The sequence below is a fragment of the Flintibacter porci genome (assembly GCF_041925195.1).
Taxonomy (GTDB): domain Bacteria; phylum Bacillota; class Clostridia; order Oscillospirales; family Oscillospiraceae; genus Lawsonibacter; species Lawsonibacter porci.
Genome location: NZ_JBHEVB010000005.1, coordinates 76,156 through 98,838, shown reverse-complemented (window position 1 = coordinate 98,838; position 22,683 = coordinate 76,156). Strand labels below are relative to the sequence as shown.

The following is a 22,683-nucleotide window of genomic DNA, read 5'->3' as shown; positions in this document are numbered from 1 at the left end:
TTATACTTCTCAGCTCAATTGCTTCAGTGCCTGTTCCATACGGTCCAGCGCCTTTTCCAGATTCTCCATGGAATTGGAATAGGAGATTCGGATCTTCCCAGGGACATTGTACGCCTCACCGGGTACTGTGGAGATCAGCGCCTCATCCAGCAGATACTGGCACAGGTCTACGGCATTCTCAATCACCTTATCCCCAAACCGCTTGCCAAGATAGGGCTGCACATCCGGATATACATAGAACGCGCCCTTTACATCCGGACATGTAATTCCTTCTATGGCATTGAGCCGCTGCACCACATAATCTTTTCTCCGCTTGAACTCTTCCACCATAACCTGCATGTCATGCTGAGAGCCCTGCAGAGCCGCCAGAGCCGCCTTCTGGGAAATCGCGCTGGTGGCAGAGGTAGTCTGGCTCTGCACCGCCATGATTCCCTTGATCACATCCGCCCGGGCCGCGGCATAGCCGATACGCCAGCCCGTCATAGCGTAAGCCTTGGAAAAACCATTGACGGTAATGGTCCGCTCCCATACCTCCCGGGAGATGGAGGCCACACTGAAGTGCTTTGCACCGTCATAGACCATTTTTTCATAGATCTCATCGGCCACGATAAAGAAATCGTGCTTGACCGCCAGGTCGGCCAGCTCCCGCAGGCTCTCCTCGCTATACACCGCACCGGTGGGATTGTTGGGGGTGCAGATGACGATGGCCTTGGTGCGCGGGGTGATAGCCGCCCGGATGGCATCCAGGTCCAGCTCATAATTGTCCTGCCGCACCGGCACAAACACCGGAGTAGCACCCGCCAGACGAATCATCTCTGTGTGGCTGACCCAACAGGGAATGGGGAGCAGCACCTCATCGCCAGGACCTGCAATCACCATCATGGCACTGGCAATGGCCTGCTTGGCTCCCACCGCGGTGGTCACCTCATTGACGGTATAGTCCAAACCATTGTCCTCTTTCAGCTTCTTTACAATGGCCTGGCGAAGCTCCAGAATGCCGTTGCCGGGGGTATATTTGGTGAAATTATCCGCGATGGCCTTCATACCGGCCACCTTGATGTAATCAGGAGTTCCAAAATCCGGTTCCCCTACGTTGAGGGAAATAATATCTTTTCCCTGCCGCTTCAGCTCTGCCACCTTGGCGATCAGAGCCGAGGTGGGGGAACCGCTGAATTTTTTCATACGTTCTGCCAGTGTGGTTGCCATAGTTATACTCCTCTCAATATCCGCACAGGGTGTCTGGGGCAAATGAATTATTCTCCATACGCTCCATCAATAAACTCCGTATTCTTTGCCTGCAGGGTCTTCATCACCCAGGCACGGTTGGAGGTTCCATTTTTGGCTGCCTCCACCTTGGCCTCATCCTGCTGATGGAACTTCTTCGCCGCCTCCAGCACAGCCGGGGCGTCTTTCAGCGGAATCACAATAATGCCGTCGGCGTCAGCCACAATAATGTCGCCCGGATTCACACTCACTCCGCCGCAGGCAATGGGTACATTGATCTCTCCGGGTCCCTCTTTATGGGGACCGCCGGGGGTAGAACCGTTGGCATAGACCGGCAGATCCATCTGCCGCACCGCGTCCACATCCCGAATGGGGCCATCCAGCACCAGTCCGCCCAGCTTACGCTGGTACTTGGCATAGGTAAACATGATCTCACCCATCAAAGACCGGGTCTGATCCTCATCGTTGGACACCACAATGATGTCGCCCGGCTGAGCCATGTCCAGCGCCTGATGGAGAAACAGGTTGTCGCCCGCTCTGGCTTTTACGGTCAGCGCCGGACCCACCATGATCCCCTGAAAGCCGCTCATAAGCTTGATTCTGGGATTCATGGCGCAGGAGCGCCCCATGGTATCGGCAATGTTTGCCGCGGGCAGCCCTGCAAAGCCATCCAACAGTTCCTGGCTTGGCATGGGCCGCTTTAAAAACACACGATTTCCAACTGCCATTTCTGCCTGCCTTTCTGTATGTACCGGTTGGGTGTTGTTCTGCATTCATTTTAGTTTTTTGTTGTTTATTTGTCAACATATTACCTTGCAAGTGAATATTTTTCTGTAGAATAAACAACACAAAAATTCCCGCCTGTGGTTTTTCAACCATTTTCAGGCGGGAATCCATCCAATATTTTTGCTTTTTACTGTTTTTCAAAATATCTGGTCATAAGAACCGCATCTTCCCTGGGCTTGTCATAGTAGTTTTTCCGCAGTCCTGCCTGAGTAAATCCGTGCTTCTCATACAGGGCAATAGCCGCCTGGTTGGAAGCACGCACCTCCAGGGTGAGGAAAGCCAGGTTTACCTCGCCAAAGCGGCAGAACACGTCCAGAAGGGCGCTGGCTACCCCGTGGCGGCGAGCGTCAGGTTCCACTGCCACGTTGTCGATGTACCCCTCATCTACAATGACGTGCAGGCCAGCATAGCCCAGCACGTTGCCCTCCTCATCCTCGGCCACGATAAAGCTGGCCTGGGTATCAAACAGGGCGTCGGCCAGCATGTTCTCCGTCCAGGGACTGGAGAAGCAGGCCTGCTCCAGCCGGGCGATCTGCTCAATGTGACTGCGGTCCATGGGAACGATCTGATAATACATATAAAACAATCTCCTAAACCCTTTTTTCAGGCTCCTGCCGGAATTATTGTTTTAATCATACACCATCCGCTTTCCTGTGTAAAGCGGCACAACTGCACCGGCAGATTTCACAATTTCATTGCCTGATTTTCGTGAAAGCTACGATTTTTCTTTTCCTGTCAAAATGTTGAAACCTTTTCCTGTGTATCCCCGTCTATATAAATAAGGTTATTCTTTTGTCTCTATTTTCAGCCGACCACGCAAGCCCTTCCACCCCGGGGCGCTCTGTGCGCTCCCCCATCAGAAAGGAAATGACCATGCTTCGACGCGCCCTCTCCCTCCTGCTTACCGCCTGCGCCCTGTGCGCTCTGCTGGTTCCAAGCAGTCTGGCCGCCACCATCCAGAGCAATCAGGCCGTTTACCATCTCTCTCAGGACCCGGACGGGACAGAGAGCTTTCTCTACTCCCCCACCCTGTCCCACACCTTGACGCTGCTGCCTCCCGGCACTGTCGTGCGCAGTGACCTTGGCAATCAAATTATCGTGGAGCGCTTTACCTACCGCTCCTCCTCCGGCTACTGGGCACTGGAAAATACCCTCACCTCCCAGGAGCACCTGACCGTGCGGGACCACAACTATATCTACCATGTCATCACTCAGGACCCCCACTCCAGTCAGGCCATGGACGCCGGGGTTTGGGTGCGCGCATCGGGAAGCGGCGGGCTCAACACCACCACCATTACCGGGGAGCCGGTGGATGAGTGGGCAGTGGATCTGGTCAACGAGGCCATTGCCATGAATCTGATGCCGGCGCGCCTTAAGGGCCAGGACCTGCGCGGCTCCATCAGCCGGCTGCAGTTTGCCTCCCTTGCAGTGCGGCTGTATGAGGCCATGGGCGGAGAGGCCATCTCTGCCCCCAGCCACACTCCCTTCACCGACACCTCCGACCCGGAGGCAGGCAAGGCCTGGGCACTGGGGCTGACTGCCGGCACCTCTGCCACTACCTTCTCTCCCTCCCAGTCCATCTCCCGGGAGCAGGCAGCCACCATGCTCGCCGCCGTCTACCGCAAGCTGGGCGGCAGTGTGGAGGGACAGTCCGGCTCCTTTGCCGACGACAGCTCCATCGCCTCCTGGGCCAAGAGCAGCGTGTACTTTATGGCCCGCCACGACATTATCGTGGGTACCGGAAACAACCGCTTTTCCCCTCAGCGCAGCGCCCAGCGCCAGTCCTGCCTTATCATGGCCCTGCGCATGTTCCAAACTCTGAACCCCACCGATTGACACGGACAAAACTGCCCCCGCCGGCTGAGATGCCGGCGGGGGCTTTCTTGTTTAAGGGGTCAGCTCTGCCTGACGGCGCAGCAGGGACAGAGGAGGCACCGGCTGAGGCAGCTTCATGCGGAAGACCATCTGGGGCTTGCGCACCTGCTCCAAAGCTTCTCCCGCCTCGTCCCACAGTCCCTCCACGGTGAGGGTCTGGGGTCGTACGTCGGGACCTACCAGCTCCAGGGTATCCCCCACAGAGAACTTATTGTTCAGCGTGAGGGTGGCGTTGCCCTGTTCGTCACAGGACTGCACCTTGGCCACGATCTGCCAGTCCCGGACATAGCGGGAGTTTTCGGTATACTGGCCCGGCTGGCCAAAATAGAAGCCGGTGGAGTAATGCCGGTGGCTGATGCGCTCCACCTCATCCCGCCATACCGGGTCCAGAGGCTGTCCCGCCGCCGCTGCGTCGATGGCGTGGCGGTAAGCTCCGGTGACAATGGCGGCATAGTAGGCGCTCTTGGCCCGGCCCTCCAGCTTCAGAGAGTCCAGACCCGCCTCCATCAGCTCGGCCACGTGGTCGATCATGCACATATCCTTGGAGTTCATAATGTAGGTCTCCCCATTCTCCTCAAAGACGGGGAAATACTCGCCGGGCCGCTTCTCCTCCATCAGGGCGTACTGGTAGCGGCAGGGCTGGGCGCAGGCTCCCCGGTTGGAGTCCCGGCCCGTCATGTAGTTGGACAGCAGGCACCGTCCGGAATAGCTTACGCACATAGCCCCGTGAGCGAAGGCCTCAATCTCCAGCTCCTTGGGGGTCTTGAGGCGGATCTCCCGGATCTCATCAAGGCTCAGCTCCCGGGCCAGGATCACCCGGCTGGCTCCCAGGTCGTGCCAGGCGGTGGCAGACTGGTAGTTGACGATGCTGGCCTGGGTGGAAATGTGGCACTGGACGTGGGGGGCGTGGCGCTTGGCCAGAGCCATGGTACCCACATCGGCCAGTATGATGGCATCCACTCCGACGCTGTCCAGATACTCCAGCCACTCCGGGAGCCGGGCCACCTCCTCATTGCGGGGCATGGTGTTGCAGGTCACATGGACCCGCACTCCCTTGCTGTGGCACAGTTCTACGGCGGTTTTCAGCTCTTCGGGGGTAAAATTGCCCGCAAAGGAGCGCATACCAAACATGGTACCCGCCAGATAGACCGCGTCTGCTCCGTAGGCCAGCGCCATCTGAAGCCGCTCCATATCTCCTGCCGGAGCCAGCAGTTCCGGTTTTTTCATATCGGTTCTCCCTCCAGAGTACAGGCCCCGGAGTAGCTCCGGGGCCTGCTTTTGTTATTTGTTGTAAAGCTCCTGAGTAGCAATGAAGTTCTGCTGCTCCCGCCGGGTCTTGAAGAAGTGGTGTACTCCGTCGTCGCCCAGGGCGTAGTAGTAGTACGAAGTGCTGTTGGGATTCATAGCTGCCTTGATGGACTCCAGACCGGGGTTGGAGATGGGTCCGGCAGGCAGTCCCTTGTAGAGGTAGGTGTTGTAGGGGGAATCAATGGACTTGTCCGCCTCCGTGGGCACCTTGCCGCCGTTGATATAGGCCAGGGTGGCGTCGATCTGCAGATATCCCTGGGTTCCGCTGCTGGGGTTATTCAGGCGGTTGTAGATGACCGAGGCGATATCGGCCCGGTCATTGCCGTCCGTCTCCTTCTCGATCATGGATGCAATGGTGATGATCTCATGGATGGTACGGCCGCTGTCTGCCACCTCCTGGCGCATTGCATCGGTAAACTGCTCGTCAAAGCGCACCAGCATCTTGTTGATGACATACAGGGGGTTCTGGGGGGTGGTAAATTCGTAGGTGTCGGGGTAGAGATAGCCCTCCAGGCGGTGATAGTCCCCAAGCTCCAGATCCTGGAGGAAGGAGAAGGCGTAGTCGTGGTTGGCCGCCATATCCTGCAGGTCCTCCACGCTGGCCACACCCTTCTCCTCCAACAGCGTGAAGATCTGATCCACGGTGTAGCCCTCGGGGATGGTCACGGTGACGGTGGCCCGGGTGGCCGAGTTGGCACTCATGCCGGACAGCAGGGCCCGGTAGTCCATATCGGTGTTCAGGGTAAAGGTGCCTGCCACCACGTCGTCCTTGCTGCGGGTGAAGGTGGCAAAGAGATTGAAGAGGAACTTATATTCGATGAGTCCCTCGTCCTTGAGCTTTTCAGCCACATCACCAAAGCTGTCGTCGTTGGTAATGGTAATGGTAGCGGTCTTCTCTGGTTTGTTCAGAGCCAGCACGTCGTTGGCAGCCACCCAGCCGATGCAGGCCAGCAGCGCGGACACGCCGATGACAAAAATCGCATAGATGGCCGCTCCGCTCAGGCCAGAGCGCTTTTTCCGGCGCCGTGTGTTGGATGAGCGCTGCGTCTCCTCCCGCCGCCGCGGCTGTCTGGAGGAGGAAGATTGATAATCTTGTGCCATAGAGTCAGCTCCTAAATCAAATCTGCCGGATGGACCGGGCCTTGGCTCCGGCTCCGTCGGCTCCGGTCCTTGGGCCGGTCCAATGGTTGGGTTGGGAACGGCGCCCGCCCGCAAGAAAATTTTCTTTGCCAGGGAACCTGGGACAGGGGGCTGCCATAGACTATACCAGAACGCCGGGAAAACCCCGGCGGGGTAAGTGAGGTGAAACAACAATGTGCTTTGGCAATAACGGCTTTGGCGGCAACGGCTGCCTGTGGATCATCCTGCTGATCATCGTCCTGTGCTGCTGCTGCGGCAACAACGGCGCCAGCGAGAACAGCAACGGCTGCGGCTGCAACAACGGCTGCGGCTGCTGACCCTACACTAGGCCCCGGCGCGGGACAAAGCGGGACTTCAAGTCCCGCTTTTTTTATGTCTGTATCCAGATGGCCTCCTGCTCGGTGAGCACCACCTCCACCCGGGCGTCGTGACCCTCGATGGGAACCTGCTTCTGAAGAAGGACACCCCGGCACAGACCTGCCGTCCGGCCGGAAAAATCCTCCAGCCACCGGTCGTAGTAGCCGCCCCCAAAGCCCAGCCGGTACCCCCGGCGGTCATAGCTCACGGCGGGAACAAGGGCCAGCGCAATGTCTTTTTTCTCCAGCAGCGGAGCCTCTTCCGACGGCTCCCAGATGCCGAAGGCGGCCTGCTTCATTGGGATGCGGGGATCAAACTGCCGCACCTCCATCTGGTGTCCGGGCAGCATCCGGGGAAGGCCTACCCGCTTGCCCTGCCGGGTCAGCTCCCGCACCAGCCGCTCCGTCTCCGGCTCCCGTCCCGGGATACCCCAGAACAAAAACATCGTGTCCGCTGCCTGTACCTGAGGCAGGGACAAAAAGCGGTCAAACAGGGCCCGGTCGCTCTCCAGACACTCCTCAGGGGAAATGGCAGCAATCTCCCGCCTCAACCGGGCGCGCAACGCCTTTTTGGCCTCAGCGATAGTAGAAGATACGTCCATTGATCTCGTCCGCAACCTCTTTGCCCCGCAGGACCTCCACCAGCTTCAGACCGAAGTCGAAGGAGGAGCCGCAGGCGTGGCCGGTAACAAACTTGCCGTCTGCCACGGCGCGCTCCTGGGGCAGCACCTCGGCCTTGCCCAGCTGGTCGTGGCGGGTGGGATAGGAGGTGGCCTTTCGGCCGTCCAGCAGACCCCAGCGGGCCAGCAGCACAGGGCCGGCGCACAGAGCGGCCAGCCAGATATTCCGCTTGGCGGCCTCCTGGATGAGCTGGGAGACCGCTTCACTGTTCCACAGGTTCTCCACGCCCACGCCGCCGCCGGGCAGCACGATCATCTCCGCCTGGTCCAGATCCACCTGGGACAGCTCCAGGTCGGCCTGGACGGTAATGTTGTGTCCCCCGGTGACGGTGGGGCCGGACAGGGAGACCAGCGCGGTCTCCAGCCCGCCCTGCCGCAGCAGATCGGTGGGGACGATGGCCTCGGACTCCTCAAAGCCGGGGGCCAGCAGTACATATACCATGGATAACCCTCCTTGTTGTCCTGTCGTCCGGTCTCTTACAGCACAGGGGCCGCCAGGGACCAGATCTCCTCATGAATCTCCTCCACGCTGCGCACCTCGCCCTGGGCGTTGACGCAGGGGATCACCTTCCAGCCCAGCAGCTGGGCGGCCTGCAGGGCACTGTCCCGGCAGGCGGCAAGATATCCGGTGTCCAGCTCGTGGATGTCGGCCTTGGTGTGGGTGGCAGCCTCCCGGCGGCGCAGCAGTTCTACGGCCCGCTCGGTGGGCATATCCAGATAGAGCACCAGGTCGGGCCGGGGCAGGCCCAGCTTGTCGTGCTCAAAATCGTCCAGCCAGCGCAGGAAGGCCTCCCGCTCCTGGGGGGCACACTTCACCGCCTGGTGTACCGCGTTGGAGGTGGTGTACCGGTCGGTGAGCACCAGTCCGCCCTGCTCATAGTACTCCCCCCACACCTTTTTCAGGGAGGCGTACCGGTCCACCGCATAGAAGGCGGAGGCGGCGTAGGGGTTTACATCCTGGGGATGGGTACCGAACTCCCCCGCCAGATACATGCGGATGAGGGCGGAGGAGGGCTCTTTATACTGGGGAAAAACCAGCTTCTGGTAGTCCCGGCCGCTCTGGGTCACCCGGCGGCACAGGGCCTGAAACTGGGTGGACTTGCCGGAGCCGTCGGTACCCTCGAATACAATCAACCGTCCCGCCATCACAGAACCCCCGGACGGCGGCGGCCGGTGACGCGCTGCCCTGCGGCCTTCACCAGCACCAGGGGCAGCTTGGCCATGCGGCCAAAGCGCTTGGGCTCACGGCTGAGGCGGTACGCCCACTCCATGCCCATCTTCTGCCACTTCTCGGGAGCCCGCTCCACGTTGCCGGCGAACACGTCCAGCGCGCCGCCCAGGCCGATGGCCATCTTGGCTCCGGTGAGCAGTCCAAAGCGGGCGATCCACTTCTCCTGCTTGGGGGCGCCCAGGCAGACAAACAGCAGGTCGGGCTGGGCGGCGGCCACTTCCCGGGCCACCGGATCAGACTCCTTGAAGTAGCCATCGTGGGTGCCGCAGATCACGATCTTGGGATGCTGCTCCACGATCTTGGCAGCGGCCTCCTCGGCCACGCCGGGCTTGGCGCCCAGCAGATAGAGCCGGCCGCCCAGCTCGTTGAGCTCCTCCAGCATGTCGCAGGCAAAATCAAAGCCGGCTACCCGCTCCTTTAAAGGTGTACCCAAAATCTTAGCGGAATAGACCACCCCGATGCCGTCGGGCAGCACCAAATCGGCCCGGTTGAGGATCTTCTGGAACTCCAGGTCCTTTTCCGCAGCCAGCAGAAACTCGGGGTTGGGGGTAACTACGTAGTGAAAATCGCTGCCCCGCAGCAGCTCCCGGCCCGCCTGGCGGGCCTCCTCACGGGTCAGGTTGTCAAATTGGATGCCTAACACATTCGTTTTCAATGGAACATCCTCCACATCATCAAAGAATTGGTTGGACTATGGTCATGCCTTTTTGAGGGCAATGGTTTCATTCAGGCATCTTATTCTATCACGCTTCCGGAAAAAAGTCTATGAAAAAGGGGTAAACAATCCGATTTCCGGGAAATTCCCCGAATTTCGATTGACGAAGGGGGCTGAGGGCACCATAATAGAGACAGCAGCAAAAAAAGGAGCGAATGTTCCATGGAATTTTATGCCACTCTGGGTGGCTCCTGCGCCGACCGAGCCACCCTGGACGGGCTGTTTGCCGCCGGAATGACCGGCGCGCGGCTCAATTTGTCTCACACCACCCTCCCCCAGTGCGCCCCCCTGCTGGAGGATATCTATTGGCCTGCCGCCCGCGCCTGCGGCCGTGCCGCCCATCTCATCATAGACCTGCAAGGCCCGGAGCTGCGGGTGGGTACCCTCACTGCTCCCGTTGCGCTGGAGTCCGGGAGCCGGACCGTGCTTGGCCCCGGCGGCATCCCCATTCCCACCGCCGCCCTGGAAGCTGCCCAGCCGGGAGACCGCATCTCCCTGGACGACAGCGCCCTGCTGGTACAGGTGGAGGAAAAGCGCCCGGACGGTCTTTTCTGCCGGGTAGAGCGGGGCGGGCAGCTTCAAAGCCGCAAGAGCCTGGCCATTCTAGGCCGGGAGGTCCATACTCCCACCCTCACCCAGGCAGATCTGGACAATCTGGCCCAGGCCAAACGCTTCGGCGTGACCCACATTCTGCAGCCCTTTGTCCGGGGTGCGGAGGATGTCCACACCCTGCGCCGGGCCATGGCTGAGGCCGGGCTGGAGCACGGGAAGATCATGGCGAAAATTGAAAACCAGCGGGGACTGGAGAAGCTGGACGAGATCATCGATTCTGCCGACATCGTCTGTATTGCCCGGGGCGACCTGGGCAACAGCATGCCCCTGTGGCAGCTGCCCTCCGCCCAAAAGCACATTGCCCGCGCCTGCCGGGAGGCAGGGAAGCCGTTCTTTGTGGTCACTCAGCTGCTCTGGTCCATGCAGCAGCGGGCCGTGCCCACCCGGGCTGAGGTAAGCGATATCTACAACGCGGTGCTGGACGGCTCCTGCGCGCTGATGCTCACCGGTGAGACCGCCGCGGGAGACTACCCTGTGGAGGCCATGGATTATCTGGTCAAAACCGCAAGCCAGGCCCTGGCCGATCTTGGAAAGGAGAATGCAGTATGATACAGCATATTTTGTTTGTCAACGCCTGTATGCGCGGCTGGGAGGAGTCCCGTACCTGGCAGCTCAGCCAGGCCTTTCTGGACGCCTGCAAGGCCCGCTGGCCCAAGGCAGAAATTCTGGAGCGGGACCTTACCGCCTGTGACCTGCCGGTGCTCACCGGCCCCATGACCACAGAGCGGGACGCGCGCTTCCAGGCCGACCCCTGGGACCCCATGTTTGCCCCCGCCCATGAGATGCAGGGCGCTGATCTGGTGGTGGTGGCAGCGCCCTATTGGGACCTCACCTTCCCCGCCGCCCTAAAAGTCTACCTGGAGTGGGCCAGCGTGCTGGGCATCACCTTCCACTACACCCTGGAAGGCAAGCAGGAGGGCCTGTGCAAGGCAGGCAACCTGGTGTATATCACCACCGCCGGAGGCGAGATCGGCGATAAAAACTTTGGCTATGACTATTTAAAGGGACTCAGCGACATGTTCGGCATCTCCCGCACCCACTGTCTTACCGCCGAGGGACTGGACGTGTGGGAAAATGACGCCCAGGCCATTTTGAACCGGGCCAAACGGGAGGCAAAGCATCTGGCCCAAACCCTCTAAACTTTCAGAAAGGACAGCCCATAGCGTCCGCGGCTCTGCCCTCGTCTGTGGGAAACTGCGCGTGCTTTGACTAAAATAAAATATAGAGAAGGAGCGATCACCATGAAACGAAGTACCTCTCCCCTGGCAAAACTCATCGCTTTGACCTGTGTACTTGCCCTGGTGCTGTCTCTGATCCCGGCTGCCTGGGCGGCGGGCAGCAATCGGGACAGCGGTTCCACCTCTCTGCCCAAGCTGTCCAAAGAGGAGATCACGCAGCTGCTCCGTGAGAATCCCAACACCATGCCCGACCAGGTCTTTGACGTGACCCCCTCTGTCACCGCCCCCTACTCCATTGGCCGGGTGAGCAGCCAGGCTCTTCAGCGGGCGGTGGACCGGCTCAACGCCCTGCGGCGCATTGCCGGACTTCCCTCCGTCACCCTGGACGCCAGTCTGTGCGAGAATGCCCAGTACGGTGCGGTGCTCACTGCCGCCAACGGCGGTCTGAGCCACAGTCCCAGCAAACCCGCCGATATGGACGAGAGCTTCTATAAGCAGGGTTACTCCGCCGCCTCGTCCAGCAACCTGTATGCCGGCGTCACCCTTGCCTTTGCCCCTGACGGCTTCATGGACGACAGCGACAGCTCCAACATCAGCCGGGTGGGCCACCGCCGCTGGCAGCTCAACCCCACTCTGGGCAAAGTGGGATTTGGCTATGCCCAGTCCTCCAGCGGGTACGGCCGCTATGTAACCGAGAAGGTCTTTGACCGCAGCGGCTCCGGGTGCGACTATGACTTTATCGCCTGGCCTGCTTCCGGCAACTTCCCCACCAACACTGGCGGTTTTGAGACAAATACCGCCTGGAGCGTCACTCTCAACCCCCAGAAGTATGCCATCCCCTCCCTGTCCCAGCTCACCATCACCCTGGTGCGGGAGAGCGACGGCAAGAGCTGGGTTCTGTCTGGGAACGAGAGCTATAACGCCGGTGCAGGCCGCTATCTCAATGTGAACACCGGCAACTACGGCGTAGCCAACTGCATCATTTTCCGCCCCGACAATATCGACCGGTATGAGGGCGTCTACACCGTCACCATTGACGGGTTGAAGAGCAAAAGCGGCTCTCCCGCCGCCTTCTCCTACCAGGTGGATTTCTTTGATCCGGATACCTATAACCAGCAGCCCGTCGAGCCGGAGGAGCCGGAAGAACCGGAAAAGCCCGTGGAACCGGAGTGCCCCTCCAACACTAACTTTGCCGACGTTCCCGCTGCCAGCTGGTTTGCCCCCTATGTGACTCTGGCCACCAAAGAGGGCCTGATGACCGGCACCGGAAGCAATACCTTCACCCCCAACGGAAATCTGACTCTGGGCCAGACCATGGTGCTGGCCTATCAGCTCCACAGCCAGGGTAAAGGCACGCTGCCCAAAGTCTCTGCCTCCTCTCCCTGGTACACCCCCTACTATCAGTACTGTGTAAACTACGGCATTGTTCTGCCCGGAGTCGGCTTGTCCCAGATGGACCGCAAAGCCACCCGCTACGAGATGGTGGCTCTGCTGGATCAGGCCGTTCCGGCCAGCCAGCTTCCTGCCATCAACGATATTCCCGACGGCTTTATCCCGGATGTGGATGAGGGCGACCCCTACGGCCCTCAGGTATACAAGTGGTACCGGGCCGGAGCTCTGTCCGGCGGCACCAACTACCGCTTTAACGGCAGCAGCAACATTACCCGTGCAGAAGTTTGTGTGATTCTGTGTCAGGTAGCCGGCCTGGTGGATCGGGTCACCATCAACGTCCCCCGTCAAGAGGTCACCAATGTGTCTTTGACTCTGGCGGCCACCTCCCTTCAGGTAGGAGAGAGCACCACAGGCAGTGCTGCGATCTACCCCAGCAACGCCGCAGACAAGACGCTCACCTGGTCCTCCAGCGATCCTTCCGTGGCCACCGTCACCCAGAACGGCCGCATTACCGCCCAGAGCGCGGGCACCGCGGTCATCACAGTCACCGCCAAAAACGGAGTAAAGGATTCTGCGGTTCTGACCGTGACCAAGCCTGTCTCCATCGATCCCCAGGCCATGGCCGAGGAGGTGGTACGTCTGGTCAATGCGGAGCGCGCCAAGGAGGGGCTGTCTCCTCTGAGCATCAGCGAAAAAGCCACCCAGGGCGCCCAGATTCGTGCCCAGGAGATTTTGACGCTCTTCGACCACACCCGCCCCGACGGCTCCAGCTTCTCCAGTATCTTTAAAGACATGGGCATCAGCTACTACACTGCCGGCGAGAACATTGCCATGGGATACCCCTCTCCCGAAGCTGTGGTGGCGGGCTGGATGAATTCTCCCGGCCATCGGGCCAATATCCTCAACGCCAATTTCAATGCGATCGGTGTGGGCTATGCCCCGGGGAACGCCTGGGTCCAGCTGTTTATCGGCTCCAACGAAAAAGAGGAAGGCAATACCGGATCGAACAGTGGGAACTCCTCCGGCAACGACCGATACTTTACCAAGGAGAGCTCACTGCCTGCCGACGGCTGCACCGACTACTACCGCCAGGACTGGGAGGGCGGCCAGTATATGGAGCTGAAGGTCACCGGGAAAAACACCGTTCAGTTCTCCGGCTGCGTGAAAGCTACTCCAGGTCTTTATAATTATGCTCTGCTATGGGTGGCAGGCGGCAAACAGGCCAATCGGGCCGAGATGCCTTTTACTTCTATGGTTCCCTTCCAAGGCACCGCTGTGGCAGATCTGAACGCCCTGGAACGGCTGTATGCCGAAGATCCCAATGCCAAATCCCATGTTTCTGCGATGATCTGCCAGAACTATACCCCCGGCGACAGCGCTTTTGGCGGCTTCACCTTCCGGGGTGTGGACATTTTCCTTGTGCTGGACGAATCGGGCAGCTGTCAATTAAAAGTGGAACATAACTGATTCTGAAACACCTCTTTTCTCCCATTTATTCCCTCCGGGGGCCGCAGCGCGGCCCCCGGTTTTTCTTGCCCACCTGCGGGAAGACTGGTATACTAAGAGAGAAATGTTACCCCTTCCGGGGAAGAAACGAGAGGATACCCACATGAAAAAACTGATGGTCCTGGACGGCAACTCCCTGGTCAACCGGGCCTTTTACGGGGTGAGCCAGAATCTCACCACCCGCTCCGGCCAGCCTACCAACGCCATCTTCGGCTTTTTAAATATCCTGGGCAAGCTGCTGGACGACAGCAACCCCGACGCCCTGTGCGTCACCTTTGACCGCAAGGCTCCCACCTTCCGCCACCTGGCCTATGACGGCTACAAGGCCACCCGGAAGGGGATGCCCGATGAGCTGGCCAGCCAGATGCCCATTTTGAAGGACGTGCTGTCCGCCATGAACATCCCCATCTACGAGATGGACGGCTGGGAGGCGGACGACCTGATGGGCACCATTGCCGCCAAGGACACCGCCTCCGGGTGGGACACCATCGTGGTCACCGGCGACAAGGACTCCCTCCAGCTGGTCACCGACCACACCACCGTCAAACTGGTGTCCACCCGCATGGGCCGCACCACCACCAAGGACATGACGCCCGACGCCTTCCGGGAGGAATACGGCTTTGATCCCATCCACATTATCGACCTCAAGGCCCTCATGGGGGACGCCAGCGACAACATTCCCGGCGTCAAGGGCGTGGGCGAGAAGACTGCTATGGCCCTGGTGGGCCGTTACGGCTCCATCGATGACCTGTACGCCGCCATGCCCACCCCGGAGATGGCCCCCGGCACCCCCGCCAAGCCGGGCGTCATCAAAAAGCTCCAGGAGGGGGAGGAGATGGCCCGCATGTCCTACGACCTGGCCACCATCCGGTGTAACGCCCCTCTGGACTTCGCCCCGGAACAGAACCTGCGCAAAGAGGTGGACAACAACCGCCTCTACCAGCTTTTCCTGGAGCTGGAGTTTGCCAAGCTCATCGACAAGTACCACCTCACCGCCCCCCAGGGGGAGGGCGCTCCCCAGGAGGGCAAGATAGCGGAGTGCACCTGCACCAGCGAGGTGGTCGCCGACGCCGCCCGGGCTCAGGAGCTGCTGGCGCTGTGGCGGCAGGCTGACCACGTGGCCGTGCTGGCTCTGCCCGGCCTGGACGCAGTCTGCGTCAGCTTTGAGCCCAGCCCCACCGAGGCCCACGGCGCTCTGCTCTTCGCCAATCGCCTGGAGAACTACAACCAGGTGCTCCAGGCCCTCTTTGCCGCCGACATCCAGAAGGTGGTCCACGGAGCCAAAGAGCTGGAGAAGGAGCTGATGGACCAGGGGATCGCCCCCCAGGGCATCCTCTTTGACACCGAGGTGGCCGCCTACCTTCTCTCCCCCACCGACGGCAGCTACGACCTGGAGAAGTTGGGTCTCACCTACTACAACCAGGAGTTTGCCAAGGCCAAGGAGTATCTCACCCCCGGTGCGTTTGACTCCCTCTTTGCCTTTGAGGAGGCCCGCTCCGCCGGGGCGGACCCCTACGCCGGGGTGGAGGACCGGGAGGGAGCCGCCACCCAGGTCAGCGGCCCCATGGGTGCATTTTTGAGTCACTGCGCCCTCATCGACGCGCTCTATGAAACGCTGTCCCAGCGTCTGGAGGAACTGAAGCTCACCCAGCTCTATGAGGAGATCGAGCTGCCCCTGTGCCCCGTGCTGGCCGAGATGGAGCGCTCTGGCGTGTTGGTGGACCGGAAGGCTCTGGCTGCCTTCGGCGAAGCTCTGGCTCAGGGCATTGAGAAGGACCAGGCCCTCATCTATGAGCTGGCCGGAGAGGAGTTCAACATCAACTCCACCCAGCAGCTGGGAAAAATTCTCTTTGACAAGCTGGGCCTGCCTCCGGTGAAGAAGACAAAAACCGGCTACTCCACCAACGCCGAGGTGCTGGAGAAACTGCGGGGCAAGCACCCCATCATCGAGGCCATTCTGGACTACCGCCAGCTCACCAAGCTGAAATCCACCTATGCCGACGGTCTGGGCAAAGTCATCGCCCCCGACGGGCGCATCCACACCTGCTTCCAGAACACCGTCACCGCCACCGGGCGGCTCTCCTCCACCGAGCCCAACCTCCAGAACATCCCCATCCGCACCCAGTTGGGCGCCCAGCTCCGGGAGATGTTTGTGGCCGCCCCGGGCAAGGTGCTGGTGGACGCGGACTACTCCCAGATCGAGCTGCGCCTGCTGGCCCACATGGCCGGAGATCAGGCCATGATCGAGGGCTTCCACAGCGGAGCGGACATCCACACCATTACCGCCTCCCAGGTCTTTGGCGTGACACCTGACCAGGTCACGCCCCAGATGCGCCGCAGCGCCAAGGCGGTAAACTTCGGCATCGTTTACGGTATCTCCCCCTTCTCCCTGAGCCAGGACATTGGCGTTTCCGTGCAGCAGGCCAAGGAGTATATGGATAAGTACTTTGCCCACTATTCCGGCGTGCGGGCCTATATGGACGGCGTGGTGGAGCAGGGCAAGCAGGACGGCTATGTGTCCACCCTGTTTGGTCGCCGCCGCTGGCTACCGGAGCTGAAGTCCTCCAACTTCAATACCCGCTCCTTCGGAGAGCGGGTGGCGCTGAACATGCCCATCCAGGGAACTGCCGCCGACATCATCAAGCTGGCTATGATCCGGGTGCGGGACCGCCTGCTCCGGGAGGGGCTGGAGGGCCGTCTGGTACTCCAGGTCCACGACGAACTGATCGTGGAGTGCCCCGAGGCTGAGGCTGAGACGGTGTGTAAGCTAGTCAAGGAGGAGATGGAGGGCGTATGCCAGTTGTCTGTCCCTCTGCTGGCTGAGACTCACGCCGGGACTACCTGGGCCTCCGCCCACTAACTTTTCTTGAAAGAAAAGTCAGCAAAAGAACTTTCTGCAAAACTCCGTTTTGCTTCTGCCCCCGCCTGGGAGCAGGATTTTGTCGAAAGCTGTCCTCCGCCATCTCATCTTCCAGTTTATTTCCCCCGGTTTTTCTTGCATTTTGTCGAGGCGTGACTTAAAATGAAAGCACAAGGGGAATGTCCCGTCGGTTGCGGCTGTGCGGGAGATCACTCCAGACTCAGAAGCGAAACGCAGTTTCGCACAACGTTCTTTGCCAAGCTTTCTTACAAGAAAGCGGCAAGGAAGCGGAAAGAAAAGGAGGGCATGTATGAACTGGCTGAGATGGTTACTGGACCGGGCGGACGAGTATGCCGCCGAGAGCACCTGGCGTGACTTCGCCCTGGTGAAGATCTGCCTTTGTGCCGTAGGAATTTTGCTGGGCCTTCTGGTCCCCTCCCGGCACAAGCCCAAAGTGGCCATTCTGGCCGGGATCGCCTTTGTGGCCACCTACATCCCCCTGATGGCCGACTTCCTCCCCTACCTGCTGGAGTCCAAAGAAGAATACTAAGCACAAAGCGCCCGTCCTTGTGGACGGGCGCTTTTCAGTTTCCAGTGAGCAGTCCCCGCAGTTCTCCCAGCAGCTCCAGGGACTTGAATTTCAGCACATACCCTTCATTCTCCCGGGTCATCAGCCCGGCTTGATCCTCCGTAAAGAGTCCCGCCGCCGTGGCCTCCTCTACGCTCTCGGTAGCCGCTCCCAGACACAGGGGCGGAAAGGCTACGCACCACCAGTTCTGACCCTCTCCCTCTCCAATCACTACCCGCAGTGCCGTATACTCTCCTGCAGGCAGGGCAAAGTTTTCATATTCCTTGGTGGGGAACCAGCACTCCTCCAGCTGAGCAGTAACGGGATAGTCCTTGCCTGCCTCGTCCACCACCTGCTGCCCAGCCGCGGCCAACTCGTCCAGGTTGTCCTCCAAAATCTCTCGTGCCTGCTCCAGGGTAGCATCTTCCGGATAGAGATCCTCGGCTTGCTCCAGCACCCTGTCCCGCACGGCCAGCTTCAGCTCCTGGTCGGCCTGGCTGTCGGAGTTGGCCAGCACATGCAGGCGGATCACCTGCCCAGCCAGCTCTGCCTGCTCCTGCCCGGCCCAGGCGCTCCACAACAGCGCCGCCAGCACGCCGCACAACAGGGCCACTTCCCACCGCTTCAGCTTCCGATCCATAAAAAACACCGTCCATCCTATGTAGTACATAGTAGGATGGACGGCTTTTTTCCATTTTAAACACTCCGGCACAAAAAAGTATCCCGGTATCCCTCTTGCAGGGCTGCCTGAGCCTCTCGGGCCGCCGCCTCGCTGTCAAACAAGCCAAAGGCTGTTGGGCCGGTGCCGCTCATGTTGGCGCCCAGGGCTCCCTTCTGGATAAGCACATGCTTGATCTCCGCCACCCGGGCCTGATAGCGCTCGGGAAGCACATCTTCAAACACGTTGTACATCCGCCGGGCCACCTCCTCCAGGCTGCCCGCCTTCAGCGCCTCCAGCATGCCGGCCGTGTCGGGACGGCAGCGGATCTTACAGCTGTCAATGCGGGCAAACAGCTCGGGGGTAGAGATGGGAAAATCCGGCTTGCAGGCCACCACCCAGCAGGGCGGCAGGGCGGGCAGCGAGGTGAGCACCTCGCCTCGTCCCTCGGCCAGGGCGGTACCTCCCAGCACACAATAGGGCACGTCGGAACCTACCTTCTCCCCCACTTTGGCCAACTCTGTGGGAGTAAAGGGGCTGCCTGCCAACTCATTGAGTGCCCGCAGCACCGCGGCCGCGTCGCTGCTGCCTCCTGCCATACCGGCACAGACCGGGATACGCTTTTGAATCTCAATATCCAGGTGTTCCGGCTCCCGGCCCAAGGCCTCCCAAAATCGCAGGGCGGCGGCAGCGGCCAGGTTTTTGTCTCCCGTGGGCAGGAAACGCAGATTGGTCTTTACCCGCAGCCCCTGTCCTTCATTGGGCGTGAGGGTGAGGGTGTCGTGGAGGGTGACTGACTGCATCACCATGCACAGATCGTGATAGCCGTCCTCCCGCTTTCCCAGCACATCCAGGGTCAAATTCAGCTTTGCCCAGGCCCGCGTCTTCATGCACGGCGCCCCCTTTCTCTCAGTCCCGGATCCTCCGGGCCTCCAGGTAAAACCGTTTATCCTGCGCCCGACCCATGGAGAAGGTCTTGCGGGGCAGCACCCCGTCGTGGATCACGGTGGGGAACAGCTCCTCCTTGCCCATGGCGGGCAGCAAAAAGGCAATGGTATCCTTCCGCCGGGCCAGATCCCGGGCCACCTGGGCGCCGTGGATGTAGTCCACCCGGCCGGGATTATTTTGCAGATAATCATCCAGGAAACGCTGAAGGGTCCCCACCGGAAGCTGAGCCTTGGGGTTGGGAACCGTCACGGTCCCCTGGCAGTCTCCCCAGACATAGGGCAGCACGTGGCCCTCTCCCTCCCCGTGGATAAGTCCGGGGTAATATGCCTCCATAGCCTCCAGCAGCTGCTGCGGCTCCACCCCGAACACCACCCGGTGGATGGGTTCAAATTCCAGAGCACTATCATGGAGGTTGTTGAGCTCCACCAGGGCAAACCGGGCGGGCAGCGTATCCCAATGCTGCGGCGGCGTGAGCCGCTTTTGCCGCTCATAGCACTCCTTGGCGGTGGCCAGGGAGTGATTTCCGTCCCCTACTGCAAACAGCAGCACGGGCAGGTTTTCCTTCAAATGGTACCGCGCCCGGAAGGCTTCCGGATCGGCCAGAGCGGTGAGAGCCTTGGCCACCTGCTCCTTCTGCTGCTGGGTCAGCTCCCAGCCCCGCAGGCGGCCGCCGCCCTCCATGAGGTCAAAGTCATAAAGGAGGGTCATATCCTCCGTCTGATCGGCCAGAGGCTCGATGACCGTCTTGTCCGGATCGTCGGCCAGCAGCATCACATGGGGCAGCTCGATGGGGGCGTTTTTCCGCACCGCCACTCGGGGCGGGATGCGGGAGAGGACGGTGCCCTCGGTGGCTCGCACCAGACTCTCAACTCCAGGCTCGTAGTCGTACTGCTCCAGATCCACCATGCCCATCAGGCCCCGGCGCACCTTTCCGCCCTCCAGAATGCGCTCCACATAGAACAGGGCGTCGGGGTGGCAGACAAAGCGGCCCTCCCGGAGGTAGCGGCTCATGGTGTTGTTGATCTCCATGATGTCGGTCTCCACATTGGGACCCTCCAGGCAGCTCTCCGGCAGAATGAGCCGCAGAGCAGAGGGGGCGCGGCTCACATACTCTGCTACCCGCTGCCAGTATTCCGGCTGAGAGGTATACTGGTCGCAGGCCACCACGCTCCACTTGGAGTATTCACAGTCCTTGGGCAGCAGAATGTCCGCGGGACGGAAGGGCAGGGATTCAAACGCGTTCATGATTTTCACCTATGTTTCCAAAATTGGGTCAAAGGGCCTTGCGGATGCCCTCCAGCAGCTCTCCAAACTCCTCAAAGGCAGGCAGCTCGGGGTGGTCAGCCTTGATTTTGTCGGTGCTCTTGAAGAGGAAGCCCGCCTTGCTGGCCTGGATCATACCCAGGTCGTTGTAGCTGTCTCCGGCGGCGATGGTCTCATAGCCCATGGACTGCAGGGCCTTCACCGTGGTGAGCTTGGACTGCTCGCAGCGCATCTTGAAGCCGGTGATCTCCCCGTCAGAAGCCACCTCCAGGCTGTTGCAGAAGATGGTGGGCCAGCCCAGCTTCTTCATCAAGGGCTGGGCAAACTCCTCAAAGGTGTCGCTGAGGATGACCACCTGGGTCATGGTGCGCAGCTCATCCAAAAACTCCTTAGCCCCGGGCAGGGGGTCGATCTTGGCGATGGTGGCCTGGATCTCCTTCAGACCCAGTCCGTGCTCCTTCAGGATGCCCAGACGCCAGCGCATGAGCTTATCATAGTCGGGCTCATCCCGGGTGGTGCGCTTAAGCTCAGGGATGCCGCTCTCTTCCGCAAAGGCGATCCAGATCTCGGGGACCAGAACGCCCTCCATATCCAAACATACGATATTCATGATCTTATTCCTCCATGCCGCTTCTCAGTTCGTCCGGCTTATTCTTCTCCCTGCTTACGGCGCAGGTTCTGCAAAAAGTTATCCATACGGCTGACCGCCTCGGCGATGTCCTTCATGGAAGCGGCGTAGCAGGCCCGCACAAAGCCCTCGCCGCCCGGGCCAAAGGCAGTGCCGGGAATGACGGCCACCTTCTCCTCCATGAGGAAGCGCTCGCAGAACTCCTCCGAGGTCAGGCCACTGGACTTAATGCAGGGGAATACGTAAAAGGCGCCCTTGGGCTCAAAGCAGGTAAGGCCGATGCGGTTGAGGTTTTCCACCAGGTAGCGGCGGCGGCTGTCGTACTCCTCCCGCATATGTTCAATGTCCTTGTCGCCGTTGCGCATGGCCTCGATGGCGGCATACTGGCTGGTAGTGGGCGCAGACATGATGCCAAACTGGTGCAGCTTGGTCATAGCGGCGATCACCGGCTGGGGAGCGCACACATAGCCCATGCGCCAGCCCGTCATGGCGTGGCTCTTGGAAAAGCCGTTGACCACCACGGTACGCTCATACATATCGGTAAGGTTGGCCATGGACACGTGGCGCTGGCCGTAGGTAAGCTCGGCGTAAATTTCGTCAGAGATCACCATGATATCGGTGCCCCGCAGCACCTCGGCAATGGCCTCCAGGTCGGGACGGCTCATGATGCCGCCGGTGGGGTTGGAGGGGAAGGGCAGCACCAGCACCTTGGTTTTGGGGGTGATGGCGGCCTTGAGCTGCTCGGGGGTGAGGCGGAACTGGTCCTCCGCCTTCAGCTCCACATAGACCGGCACGCCGCCCGCCATCTCGGTAAGAGGCCCATAGCACACAAAGGAGGGCACGGGCACGATGACCTCGTCACCGGGGTTCAGCAGGCAGCGCAGGGCCAGGTCGATGGCCTCGCTGCCGCCCACGGTGACCAGGATCTGCTTGGCGTAGTCGTAGTTAAGATCAAAGCGGCGGCGCAGGTAGTTGGAAATCTCCCGCCGCAGCTCCAGCATGCCGGCGTTGGAGGTGTACTTGGTGTGGCCCCGCTCCAGGGAGTAGATACCCGCGTCCCGGATGTGCCAGGGGGTAACAAAGTCGGGCTCGCCGATGCCCAGGGAGATGGCATCAGTCATCTCCTCCAGGATGTCGAAAAACTTACGGATGCCCGAGGGCTTGATATTCTGGATGCGCTGAGAAATGATCTGGTCGTAATTCATGAAAACACAAACTCCCTCTCCTGGGGCTCCGGACGGCGGAATACCAGGTGTTTTTCCTTATATTTCTTCAAAATGAAGTGGGTGGCCGTGCCGGTGACTCCCTCCAGAGGAGCCAGACGCTCGCCCACAAACTGGGCTACCTCCCGCAGGGTGCGGCCGGAGATAATGACCGTCAGGTCAAACGAACCGCTCATCAGGTACATGCTCTCTACCTCGTCGTACTGGTAGATGCGCTCCGCGATGCGGTCAAAACCGTCGATGCTCTGGGGGACGACCTTCACCTCGATGAGAGCGGTGACATTCTCCCGCTTCACCCGGTCCCAGTCAATAATGGCCTGATAGCCCAGAATGGTCCCGTCCTGCTCCAGGCGTGCCATCTCCGCCTTCACCTGTTCCTCGGTCATGCCCGCCTGTGCGGCCAACTGTGCTGCGGACTGGGTGCAGTCCTGCTCCAGCAGCTCCAGCAGTGTGTTCATAGGATACGTCCTCCTTTTTCGCCAATATCAAATTGGTGTGTTCTGAATATTATAGCGCATTTTGACTGTATGCG

At 60.3% G+C, this 22,683-nt stretch carries 22 protein-coding genes; 7 read left to right on the top strand and 15 right to left on the bottom strand.

All coding sequences use genetic code 11. The features are described from left to right. Positions 1 to 9 precede the first annotated feature (9 nt). The 3 genes from ACEVJL_RS06765 to rimI all read right to left on the bottom strand — a co-directional run bounded on the left by ACEVJL_RS06765 (position 10) and on the right by rimI (position 2,587). Positions 10 to 1,206 carry a pyridoxal phosphate-dependent aminotransferase gene (locus ACEVJL_RS06765; protein WP_374737285.1) on the bottom strand — a complete coding sequence of 399 codons (1,197 nt, stop codon included), beginning with the start codon at positions 1,204 to 1,206 and terminating at the stop codon, positions 10 to 12. 47 nt (positions 1,207 to 1,253) lie between these two features. After that, positions 1,254 to 1,952, bottom strand: coding sequence for an RraA family protein (locus ACEVJL_RS06760; protein WP_008981474.1), 699 nt, complete (start codon positions 1,950 to 1,952; stop codon positions 1,254 to 1,256). A 185-nt stretch (positions 1,953 to 2,137) separates the two neighbouring features. Then, complete coding sequence (rimI, locus tag ACEVJL_RS06755; protein ID WP_020989855.1) at positions 2,138 to 2,587, bottom strand: ribosomal protein S18-alanine N-acetyltransferase; 450 nt, start codon at positions 2,585 to 2,587, stop codon at positions 2,138 to 2,140. A 296-nt stretch (positions 2,588 to 2,883) separates the two neighbouring features. Between rimI and ACEVJL_RS06750 the strand changes: the two genes are divergently transcribed. Beyond that, positions 2,884 to 3,846, top strand: coding sequence for an S-layer homology domain-containing protein (locus tag ACEVJL_RS06750; RefSeq protein ID WP_235398740.1), 963 nt, complete (start codon positions 2,884 to 2,886; stop codon positions 3,844 to 3,846). Between the two features lie 51 nt (positions 3,847 to 3,897). On the opposite strand, the gene ACEVJL_RS06745 is transcribed toward ACEVJL_RS06750, so the two are convergent. Next, the gene (locus ACEVJL_RS06745; protein ID WP_374737284.1) at positions 3,898 to 5,112 is read right to left on the bottom strand and encodes a peptidase U32 family protein; all 1,215 of its coding nucleotides are present in this window, start codon (positions 5,110 to 5,112) and stop codon (positions 3,898 to 3,900) included. 54 nt (positions 5,113 to 5,166) lie between these two features. Then, positions 5,167 to 6,294, bottom strand: a complete 1,128-nt coding sequence (gene mltG, locus ACEVJL_RS06740; RefSeq protein WP_235398738.1) for an endolytic transglycosylase MltG — start codon at positions 6,292 to 6,294, stop codon at positions 5,167 to 5,169. 212 nt (positions 6,295 to 6,506) lie between these two features. Here mltG and ACEVJL_RS06735 point away from each other — a divergent pair, with 212 nt between their 5' ends. Next, entirely contained in the window at positions 6,507 to 6,650 is a 144-nt protein-coding gene (locus tag ACEVJL_RS06735) for a hypothetical protein (RefSeq protein WP_302667946.1), read from the top strand. Positions 6,651 to 6,703: 53 nt separating this feature from the next. Here ACEVJL_RS06735 and ACEVJL_RS06730 read toward each other — a convergent pair whose 3' ends face one another. From ACEVJL_RS06730 to ACEVJL_RS06715, 4 genes are read right to left on the bottom strand one after another with little or no spacing between them, the layout of a single operon-like run. Then, positions 6,704 to 7,291 carry a 5-formyltetrahydrofolate cyclo-ligase gene (locus tag ACEVJL_RS06730; protein WP_374737283.1) on the bottom strand — a complete coding sequence of 196 codons (588 nt, stop codon included), beginning with the start codon at positions 7,289 to 7,291 and terminating at the stop codon, positions 6,704 to 6,706. Next, positions 7,266 to 7,811: a DJ-1 family glyoxalase III gene (locus tag ACEVJL_RS06725; RefSeq protein WP_151076347.1), complete on the bottom strand. Its 546-nt coding sequence runs from the start codon at positions 7,809 to 7,811 to the stop codon at positions 7,266 to 7,268. Before ACEVJL_RS06725 ends, ACEVJL_RS06730 begins: the two co-directional genes overlap by 26 nt. A 35-nt stretch (positions 7,812 to 7,846) precedes the next feature. After that, positions 7,847 to 8,515 carry a dTMP kinase gene (locus ACEVJL_RS06720; protein ID WP_302667948.1) on the bottom strand — a complete coding sequence of 223 codons (669 nt, stop codon included), beginning with the start codon at positions 8,513 to 8,515 and terminating at the stop codon, positions 7,847 to 7,849. Next, on the bottom strand, positions 8,515 to 9,255 hold the full coding sequence (locus tag ACEVJL_RS06715) for a WecB/TagA/CpsF family glycosyltransferase (RefSeq protein ID WP_008981465.1): 741 nt from the start codon (positions 9,253 to 9,255) through the stop codon (positions 8,515 to 8,517). Before ACEVJL_RS06715 ends, ACEVJL_RS06720 begins: the two co-directional genes overlap by 1 nt. Positions 9,256 to 9,477: 222 nt before the next feature. On the opposite strand from ACEVJL_RS06715, the gene ACEVJL_RS06710 reads away from it, so the two are divergent. From ACEVJL_RS06710 to ACEVJL_RS06690, 5 genes are all read left to right on the top strand, one after another. Next, on the top strand, positions 9,478 to 10,476 hold the full coding sequence (locus ACEVJL_RS06710; protein ID WP_235398734.1) for a pyruvate kinase: 999 nt from the start codon (positions 9,478 to 9,480) through the stop codon (positions 10,474 to 10,476). Then, a complete protein-coding gene (locus ACEVJL_RS06705) occupies positions 10,473 to 11,066 on the top strand; it encodes an NAD(P)H-dependent oxidoreductase (RefSeq protein WP_235398733.1) in 594 nt (197 codons plus the stop codon). The genes ACEVJL_RS06710 and ACEVJL_RS06705 overlap by 4 nt, the downstream gene beginning before the upstream one ends. Positions 11,067 to 11,168: 102 nt before the next feature. Further along, positions 11,169 to 13,964 carry a CAP domain-containing protein gene (locus tag ACEVJL_RS06700; protein WP_374737282.1) on the top strand — a complete coding sequence of 932 codons (2,796 nt, stop codon included), beginning with the start codon at positions 11,169 to 11,171 and terminating at the stop codon, positions 13,962 to 13,964. A 142-nt stretch (positions 13,965 to 14,106) separates the two neighbouring features. Next, on the top strand, positions 14,107 to 16,863 hold the full coding sequence (polA, locus tag ACEVJL_RS06695; RefSeq protein ID WP_374737281.1) for a DNA polymerase I: 2,757 nt from the start codon (positions 14,107 to 14,109) through the stop codon (positions 16,861 to 16,863). 310 nt (positions 16,864 to 17,173) lie between these two features. After that, entirely contained in the window at positions 17,174 to 17,413 is a 240-nt protein-coding gene (locus tag ACEVJL_RS06690) for a hypothetical protein (RefSeq protein ID WP_020989835.1), read from the top strand. Between the two features lie 34 nt (positions 17,414 to 17,447). Here the strand turns inward: ACEVJL_RS06690 and spoIIR are convergent, their stop codons facing one another. The 6 genes from spoIIR to ACEVJL_RS06660 are packed head-to-tail and all read right to left on the bottom strand — an operon-like array spanning position 17,448 to position 22,609. Beyond that, complete coding sequence (gene spoIIR / locus ACEVJL_RS06685) at positions 17,448 to 18,071, bottom strand: stage II sporulation protein R (protein WP_235396962.1); 624 nt, start codon at positions 18,069 to 18,071, stop codon at positions 17,448 to 17,450. A gap of 56 nt (positions 18,072 to 18,127) precedes the next feature. Next, positions 18,128 to 18,979, bottom strand: coding sequence for a 4-(cytidine 5'-diphospho)-2-C-methyl-D-erythritol kinase (gene ispE, locus ACEVJL_RS06680; protein ID WP_302667954.1), 852 nt, complete (start codon positions 18,977 to 18,979; stop codon positions 18,128 to 18,130). Between the two features lie 19 nt (positions 18,980 to 18,998). After that, a complete protein-coding gene (locus ACEVJL_RS06675; protein ID WP_374737280.1) occupies positions 18,999 to 20,282 on the bottom strand; it encodes a DUF1015 domain-containing protein in 1,284 nt (427 codons plus the stop codon). Positions 20,283 to 20,310: 28 nt separating this feature from the next. Continuing rightward, on the bottom strand, positions 20,311 to 20,910 hold the full coding sequence (thrH, locus tag ACEVJL_RS06670) for a bifunctional phosphoserine phosphatase/homoserine phosphotransferase ThrH (RefSeq protein WP_302667956.1): 600 nt from the start codon (positions 20,908 to 20,910) through the stop codon (positions 20,311 to 20,313). A gap of 38 nt (positions 20,911 to 20,948) precedes the next feature. Beyond that, a complete protein-coding gene (locus tag ACEVJL_RS06665) occupies positions 20,949 to 22,133 on the bottom strand; it encodes an aminotransferase class I/II-fold pyridoxal phosphate-dependent enzyme (RefSeq protein WP_110441982.1) in 1,185 nt (394 codons plus the stop codon). Further along, the gene (locus ACEVJL_RS06660) at positions 22,130 to 22,609 is read right to left on the bottom strand and encodes an Lrp/AsnC family transcriptional regulator (protein ID WP_008981383.1); all 480 of its coding nucleotides are present in this window, start codon (positions 22,607 to 22,609) and stop codon (positions 22,130 to 22,132) included. The genes ACEVJL_RS06665 and ACEVJL_RS06660 overlap by 4 nt, the downstream gene beginning before the upstream one ends. Between the last annotated feature and the right edge of the window lie 74 nt (positions 22,610 to 22,683).

Bases quoted from the DNA above. Each gene is read 5' to 3' on its own strand.
- ACEVJL_RS06765 (WP_374737285.1), bottom strand. From the start codon at position 1,206: ATGGCAACCACACTGGCAGAACGTATGAAAAAATTCAGCGGTTCCCCC.
- ACEVJL_RS06760 (WP_008981474.1), bottom strand. From the start codon at position 1,952: ATGGCAGTTGGAAATCGTGTGTTTTTAAAGCGGCCCATGCCAAGCCAG.
- rimI (WP_020989855.1), bottom strand. From the start codon at position 2,587: ATGTATTATCAGATCGTTCCCATGGACCGCAGTCACATTGAGCAGATC.
- ACEVJL_RS06750 (WP_235398740.1), top strand. From the start codon at position 2,884: ATGCTTCGACGCGCCCTCTCCCTCCTGCTTACCGCCTGCGCCCTGTGC.
- ACEVJL_RS06745 (WP_374737284.1), bottom strand. From the start codon at position 5,112: ATGAAAAAACCGGAACTGCTGGCTCCGGCAGGAGATATGGAGCGGCTT.
- mltG (WP_235398738.1), bottom strand. From the start codon at position 6,294: ATGGCACAAGATTATCAATCTTCCTCCTCCAGACAGCCGCGGCGGCGG.
- ACEVJL_RS06735 (WP_302667946.1), top strand. From the start codon at position 6,507: ATGTGCTTTGGCAATAACGGCTTTGGCGGCAACGGCTGCCTGTGGATC.
- ACEVJL_RS06730 (WP_374737283.1), bottom strand. From the start codon at position 7,291: ATGGACGTATCTTCTACTATCGCTGAGGCCAAAAAGGCGTTGCGCGCC.
- ACEVJL_RS06725 (WP_151076347.1), bottom strand. From the start codon at position 7,811: ATGGTATATGTACTGCTGGCCCCCGGCTTTGAGGAGTCCGAGGCCATC.
- ACEVJL_RS06720 (WP_302667948.1), bottom strand. From the start codon at position 8,515: ATGGCGGGACGGTTGATTGTATTCGAGGGTACCGACGGCTCCGGCAAG.
- ACEVJL_RS06710 (WP_235398734.1), top strand. From the start codon at position 9,478: ATGGAATTTTATGCCACTCTGGGTGGCTCCTGCGCCGACCGAGCCACC.
- ACEVJL_RS06705 (WP_235398733.1), top strand. From the start codon at position 10,473: ATGATACAGCATATTTTGTTTGTCAACGCCTGTATGCGCGGCTGGGAG.
- ACEVJL_RS06700 (WP_374737282.1), top strand. From the start codon at position 11,169: ATGAAACGAAGTACCTCTCCCCTGGCAAAACTCATCGCTTTGACCTGT.
- polA (WP_374737281.1), top strand. From the start codon at position 14,107: ATGAAAAAACTGATGGTCCTGGACGGCAACTCCCTGGTCAACCGGGCC.
- ACEVJL_RS06690 (WP_020989835.1), top strand. From the start codon at position 17,174: ATGAACTGGCTGAGATGGTTACTGGACCGGGCGGACGAGTATGCCGCC.
- spoIIR (WP_235396962.1), bottom strand. From the start codon at position 18,071: ATGGATCGGAAGCTGAAGCGGTGGGAAGTGGCCCTGTTGTGCGGCGTG.
- ispE (WP_302667954.1), bottom strand. From the start codon at position 18,979: ATGAAGACGCGGGCCTGGGCAAAGCTGAATTTGACCCTGGATGTGCTG.
- ACEVJL_RS06675 (WP_374737280.1), bottom strand. From the start codon at position 20,282: ATGAACGCGTTTGAATCCCTGCCCTTCCGTCCCGCGGACATTCTGCTG.
- thrH (WP_302667956.1), bottom strand. From the start codon at position 20,910: ATGAATATCGTATGTTTGGATATGGAGGGCGTTCTGGTCCCCGAGATC.
- ACEVJL_RS06665 (WP_110441982.1), bottom strand. From the start codon at position 22,133: ATGAATTACGACCAGATCATTTCTCAGCGCATCCAGAATATCAAGCCC.
- ACEVJL_RS06660 (WP_008981383.1), bottom strand. From the start codon at position 22,609: ATGAACACACTGCTGGAGCTGCTGGAGCAGGACTGCACCCAGTCCGCA.